The sequence below is a fragment of the Kitasatospora sp. NPDC059088 genome (assembly GCF_042738155.1).
GTDB lineage: Bacteria > Actinomycetota > Actinomycetes > Streptomycetales > Streptomycetaceae > Kitasatospora.
On record NZ_JBHYGR010000113.1, the window covers coordinates 1 to 5,619 of the forward strand.

Sequence of the window (5,619 nt, forward strand, 5' to 3'; positions counted from 1 at the left end):
GCCCCATTCCTCGTTCGTCAGATCACCCCGCCCCATGCCGGGCACAACGAGCCCGGCATGGAGAAGTCACATGATCCGCCGGACAGAACCTAGGCCCTCGCTGTCGAGCAACTGCTCAACGGCCAGCGTGCTGCCGCTGCCCAGCAGGCGATGCATGTATCGGTGCTGGTAGTCGCTAATCGGCAGGTTGCGGACGGTCTGCCAGAGGATCGTCAGCGCCGCCTCGAAAGGTGCCTCGGTCACCTCCAGGTGACCGTCGACTCCAACAGCCAGCCCCTTGCTGATCATCGCGGCTCCCCCTCAACGCACGAAGGATGAGCACGGACGGCCCAGCCAAGCGGGGCTCCCGACGTGGAGGTGTACGCGTGGCCAGCTGGTCCCAGTGGCGGCTCAGGGCGGCCGCAGCAGATGCACACCTCGCCACGGCATTGCTGTGCGGTGTAGTCGGCGGCCAGCGTCGTTTTGCCGAGCCACAGTCGCCGGGAGAGGAGTGCCGTCTGCAGGTACTCCTCGACGTCGATCCGGCTGGCGCCGGGGATGAGGTAGCGCTGCCCCATCAGGAGGACGATCGCGCCACCGCGACGCACGAAGTCCGACCAGCCCTCGTCCGTTGGGACCCGGATGGCCCCAGACGGGCCGGGCAGGAGGACCAGGGCGTCCGGGCCGTCGAGGACGATCCGGATTCCAGGCGACGGCAGTGGCAGGTCGGGTGACGCGAGGCCAGCGGTAGTCGCGAACGCCCGGAGTCCGCGGGCTTCTCCGCTGGACGGGGTGATCATCATGAATGCGACGAGCCCGTCGGGCGTCGAGTCGATCCATGTCCATGCCGATAACGACAGGTCTGCGGGGTGTTCGGCGGCCGTCAACACGGGCCCCCACCTAAAGCGTCGGGTCTACCATCACCACCAAGGGTCGACGCCTGATCGCCGGAGCGTGAGGTCTCCAGGGGTGGCACAGGGTGGCACTTCTGCGCGGGGTGGCACTGAGGGGTAGGACAGCACCATGCAGACCGAGAAGACGCCGAACGGGCAACTCGCCGAGTGGCTGACGCGGGCTGGCCTGAGCAACGCCGAGCTTGCACGTCGAGTCAAGACTGCAGCTCAGCAGGCCGGACACGCGCAGGTCTCACCCGACACAACAGCCGTGCGGCGGTGGCTCCAAGGGAATAGGCCGCGGCGCCCGATCCCGGGGATCATCGCCGACGTCGTCTCGGCAACAGTCGGATACCGGGTCACATCGTACGAACTCGGCCTCGGCGAGAGCCCGGCGGAGGACCGCTCGCTGCTTTACAACCGCGACTGGGTGGTTACGGTGGAAACCGTCTCTGACCTGGGGAGAGCAGACGTGGACCGCAGGAAGTTCTTGGCCGCCGCACCGTTCGCTGCCGTTGCCGCCACCGGACCGTCGAGAGACTGGCTCCTCTCCACGCTTGACCAGGCTCCCGAGCCGGGACCGCGCGTCCGGCTTGAGGACGTGACCGCGGTCAGGAACATGTTCGGCGAGTTCCAGAAGGTCGACGTCCTCCAAGGAGGTGGCAGCGGCCGGCTGCTGCTCGCGCAGTACATGAACATCCACGTGTTCCCACTCCTCCGCCGCCCTCAGCCCGACGACGTTCGCCAGGCACTTTGCGAAGCCGCCGCCGAGCAGACCTATCTCCTCGGGTGGATGGCCTACGACAACGGCGAACACGGGACGGCTCAGCGCTATCTCATCCAGTCGCTTCGCCTCGCGGAGGAGTCAGGGAACATCCCGCTTGGCGCGCACGTCCTCGCTGGGATGGCCGACCAGGCCACGCTCCTTGGGCACCCGGAGGAGGGGCTGCGTCTCGCCCAGTCCGGCCGACACGGCCTGCGCGGGTCCTCCCAGGCGGCGCTGGCTGACCTGTGGGCACTGGAGGGTCGCGCGCTTGCAGCAATGGGCGTGAAGTCGGGGGCCACCAAGGCCGTCGCCGAGTCCGAGGCTGCAGCCGAACAGATCCGCCCCGACGACGAGCCGGAGTGGGCCCTGTTCATCGACCCGGCCTACCTGCATGGCGAGCACGCCATGACACTGCGAGACGTCGGTGACCACGTGGGCGCCGCTGAGCACGCGAAGCTGAGCATCGACCACGCCCGGCGGCAGCAGCGAGCACGCCGTGGCGCGCTCTCGCAGGCCGCCCTCGCCTCCACCCACCTCCAGCGTCGCGACCTGGAGCAGGCCCACGCCGCCGGGCTACGGACGCTCTCCCTCGCGGGCAAGGTAAAGTCGAGCCGGGCAGTCGAAGCGGTCTCTGATCTCCAAAGGCGCATGGAGCCCTTCGGTCGGCACCGCCTCGTCGCCGACTTCACGGAGCGAGCGCGAGCCCTGACGGCGGCCTGACGGGCCCTGTCCGAGGCCAGCCGTACGATGGGCACTGTACCCACGCCGCTGCCGCTCCCGGATGACCTGCTGCCCCTGTACGCCGCCGTGGTGGAGGCCGACCGGGCGATGACCGCGGCCCGGGAGGCCGACGGTGACGTCAACGCCGCGCGGGACGCCTACGTCGACCGGGTGCTCGCCCTCCGCGCGCACCCGATCTGGGAAGAAGCACGGACCGCCGCCTGCTACGCGCAGACCTGGCAGGCCTCCCTCGACCCTGCGAAGGCCCACCTGGACGGTGGGCAGGCCGCCGCCTGACCCGGCTGACCCCCGCTCGTGTGGGGAGGAGCGCTGGTAGCGCTCGGAACCCTTGCGGGTGAACGGCTGACCCCCACGGGTGTGGGGAGGAGCATCGCGGGCCAGGAGTAGAGGAGGTCGTCCACGGCTGACCCCCACGGGTATGGGGAGGAGGATTTCCTCATAGCGGCTGGACACACCGACTCCGGCTGACCCCCACGTGTGTGGGGAGGAGGAAGACGTCGCCCGAGGCACACCGCACCGCTTCGGGTGACCCCACGTGTGTGGGGAGGAGGACTACGTCCGCTGGTCCCGGAAGCCGCAGGCCGGCTGACCCCCGCTCGTGCGGGGAGGAGGGGTCCTGGCCGCTGCCGCCGAGGCGACCGGCCGGCTGACCCCCGCTCGTGCGGGGAGGAGCCCACCTTCGACCGGGCGGCGGCGAGGAACGCCGGCTGACCCCCGCTCGTGCGGGGAGGAGGAAATGCTCGCGATCTTCCTGGTCGTCTGGGCCGGCTGACCCCCGCTCGTGCGGGGAGGAGACACGTCACGGTCCGGGTTGTCCTGGTTTGTGCGGCTGACCCCCGCTCGTGCGGGGAGGAGGGCGCCGTGCTCGCCCACGCCCGCAAGAACACCGGCTGACCCCCGCTCGTGCGGGGAGGAGCGCCGGCTGATGGTGAAGACCAGACCCGGGGGCGGCTGACCCCCGCTCGTGCGGGGAGGAGGCGTGCAGGGCCGAGCGGATCTCGGTGGCGCCCGGCTGACCCCCGCTCGTGCGGGGAGGAGCGGGGTCAGACCGTGGCGGCAGCGAACGTCACCGGCTGACCCCCGCTCGTGCGGGGAGGAGATGCCGATGCTGACGAACTTCACGGCCTCCGCCGGCTGACCCCCGCTCGTGCGGGGAGGAGGTGGTCCTCGTGATCACCGTCCTGGTGCCGATCGGCTGACCCCCGCTCGTGCGGGGAGGAGACCTCGGCCTCGTAACGGGTGTCGCTCATGGTCGGCTGACCCCCGCTCGTGCGGGGAGGAGGCCCCAACATCGCCTCCGGAAACACCACTCGACGGCTGACCCCCGCTCGTGCGGGGAGGAGGCCGTGCAGTTCATCGCCGAGCACGGCGACCGCGGCTGACCCCCGCTCGTGCGGGGAGGAGGACTGCACAGACTGGACCGCGGTGAACACCAGCGGCTGACCCCCGCTCGTGCGGGGAGGAGGCCCTTTTCATGCTCGATCCCTACGCGGTCAGCGGCTGACCCCCGCTCGTGCGGGGAGGAGACTTTCCGACCTGCGGCGCAGCACGGCCTTTGCCATTTCTTGAGCAGGTTGGTTGGTCGGAGGGGGGAGGGAGTTTGGTGCCTTGTTGAGGTGTCAAAGGACTGCCTCCATCGTGCCATCTGCCAGTGGCACCCCACTGGGATGTTGATGATCTGTCCGGGGTCCGTCCCGGTAGGTATGTGCGGTTGGCCGTACCTTTCACCTTGGTGTCTCGGTTCCACCGGTCGCCGTCCGGTAGATTCTGCGGCCAGCTGGGCGGCACACGAAGCGGCTGCGGGCTGCAGGTTCGACACGGGGGCGTGGCATGCGGGGCGGACAGGGGCGGGACCGGCGGGTGACGGACCTGTTGGAGTGTTGGCGGGCCATCGAGCTGTTCAGCCCGCCGACGATTCCGGAGGTTCCCCGCAAGCGTCGTACGGGCAGGCTTCGCGCTTCCGACACGGTGGTCGTCGATCTCACGCCGGCTGCGGGTCAGGCCCGGCCGCTGTTGCCGTGGGCTGTGGAGCATCCGGAGACGGCCGCTCATCGGGCGTTGCACGGGATGGTGTGGCGGCATGAGGTGTACGGCGGGGTGTTCGACCTCGAGCTGTTGCGCCAGGCGATGATCGCGGTGCTGCCCGAGGGCACCGACCCGGATCCTGGTGTGCCGCAGGAGGAGTTGGTGCTGCCGGGTAAGAGCGCGATGTTCGCGCTGGTCCTGGACGAGTACGGCCGCCCGGTCGAGGGGACGTCGGTGGTGTCGGCGTGTGCTTGGGCGACGGGGCGCCTGTTCGATCCGGGCCCGTCGGCGCCGGGGTGGTTGGACGGCTTCGAGGAACTGGGTGAGGCGTTCGAGGTCGCGGTGGGTCGGCTGGCCGCCGCGCCGATCGCGTACGTCACCGGGGAGCGTCCCGCACCGGGTCCGTACGGCCTGCAGGTGTTCCGGCCTGTGGGTCCGGCACCGGCTTCGGAGGGCAGCCCGGCCCGCGCCTGGCAGCAGCTGCTTTCCGAGGTCCTGGGCGGGGCCGCGGTGGCGGCGGTCGGTGCCCTGTTCGGCCAGGTCGCGGGCGCCGCCGTGCAGGGGGCGACGGAACCGTTGGTGAAGCGGGTCGCGGACTGGGTGGCGACCCGCCGCCCGGCGCAGGACGGCGCCGCCCAAGGTCACGCGCCCACCGACAGCCACGCGCCTGCCGAGCCCGCCAGGCCGACCGAGCCTGCCGGCTCAGCGGTCACAGCCGACGCGGCCCCGCCCGCGGACGGCCCCGACGTCCGCCCGGTCGCGTTCGCCGACCTCGTCGCCCTGACCGCTCAGATCGCCCACCTCTGCGGCGTTCAGCACCACCTTGATCCGCGCATGATCCGCGTGCGCAGTTACCTCGTCCGACTTCCCCGCGACCCCGGCGTCAAGCCCGCCGCCAACCAGCCCTTCCTCAACAGTCTCCTGCCGCCTGACCTCGCCCGGGTCCGTGCCACCCTCGAGGCGGAGGACGGTGCCGGCCTCGGCCCCGCCCTGGACGCCTACCTCACCCCGCGTACCGCCGTCGCCGTCCACGCCCGCACCGACCTGCGCCAGGACCGCCGCACCGTCCTCGACGGCGTCGCCCCCGCCCTCGTGTCCGCCGGCCGGGGGGGGGGGGGCCCCGGCGCCCCCCCCCCCCCCCCACAACACAACGACGCGAAACCACGACGCCAACCCAGCGGGCGCGCCAGAATGAGACACGGTTAGGTGGAAAGG

The 5,619-nt window shown here is 70.9% G+C and carries 5 protein-coding genes and 1 CRISPR repeat array; of the genes, 3 read left to right on the forward strand and 2 right to left on the reverse strand.

The genetic code is table 11. The annotated features are described in order from the left end of the window. Positions 1-66: 66 nt before the first annotated feature. Entirely contained in the window at positions 67-288 is a 222-nt protein-coding gene (locus ACFWXO_RS34955) for a hypothetical protein (protein WP_380529098.1), read from the reverse strand. After that, complete coding sequence (locus ACFWXO_RS34960; RefSeq protein WP_380529100.1) at positions 285-869, reverse strand: hypothetical protein; 585 nt, start codon at positions 867-869, stop codon at positions 285-287. Before ACFWXO_RS34960 ends, ACFWXO_RS34955 begins: the two co-directional genes overlap by 4 nt. Before the next feature lie 133 nt (positions 870-1,002). Between ACFWXO_RS34960 and ACFWXO_RS34965 the strand changes: the two genes are divergently transcribed. The 3 genes from ACFWXO_RS34965 (at position 1,003) to ACFWXO_RS34975 (ending at position 5,610) form a co-directional block, all read left to right on the forward strand. Further along, positions 1,003-2,358, forward strand: coding sequence for a transcriptional regulator (locus ACFWXO_RS34965; RefSeq protein WP_380529102.1), 1,356 nt, complete (start codon positions 1,003-1,005; stop codon positions 2,356-2,358). Between the two features lie 27 nt (positions 2,359-2,385). After that, on the forward strand, positions 2,386-2,655 hold the full coding sequence (locus ACFWXO_RS34970) for a hypothetical protein (RefSeq protein WP_380529103.1): 270 nt from the start codon (positions 2,386-2,388) through the stop codon (positions 2,653-2,655). 2 nt (positions 2,656-2,657) lie between these two features. Beyond that, positions 2,658-3,905: direct repeats of the CRISPR family, unit length 29 nt; unit sequence CGGCTGACCCCCGCTCGTGCGGGGAGGAG. Positions 3,906-4,476: 571 nt separating this feature from the next. Further along, positions 4,477-5,610 (forward strand): hypothetical protein, encoded by a 1,134-nt coding sequence (locus ACFWXO_RS34975; RefSeq protein ID WP_380529105.1) that lies wholly within the window; start codon positions 4,477-4,479, stop codon positions 5,608-5,610. Positions 5,611-5,619: the final 9 nt, after the last annotated feature.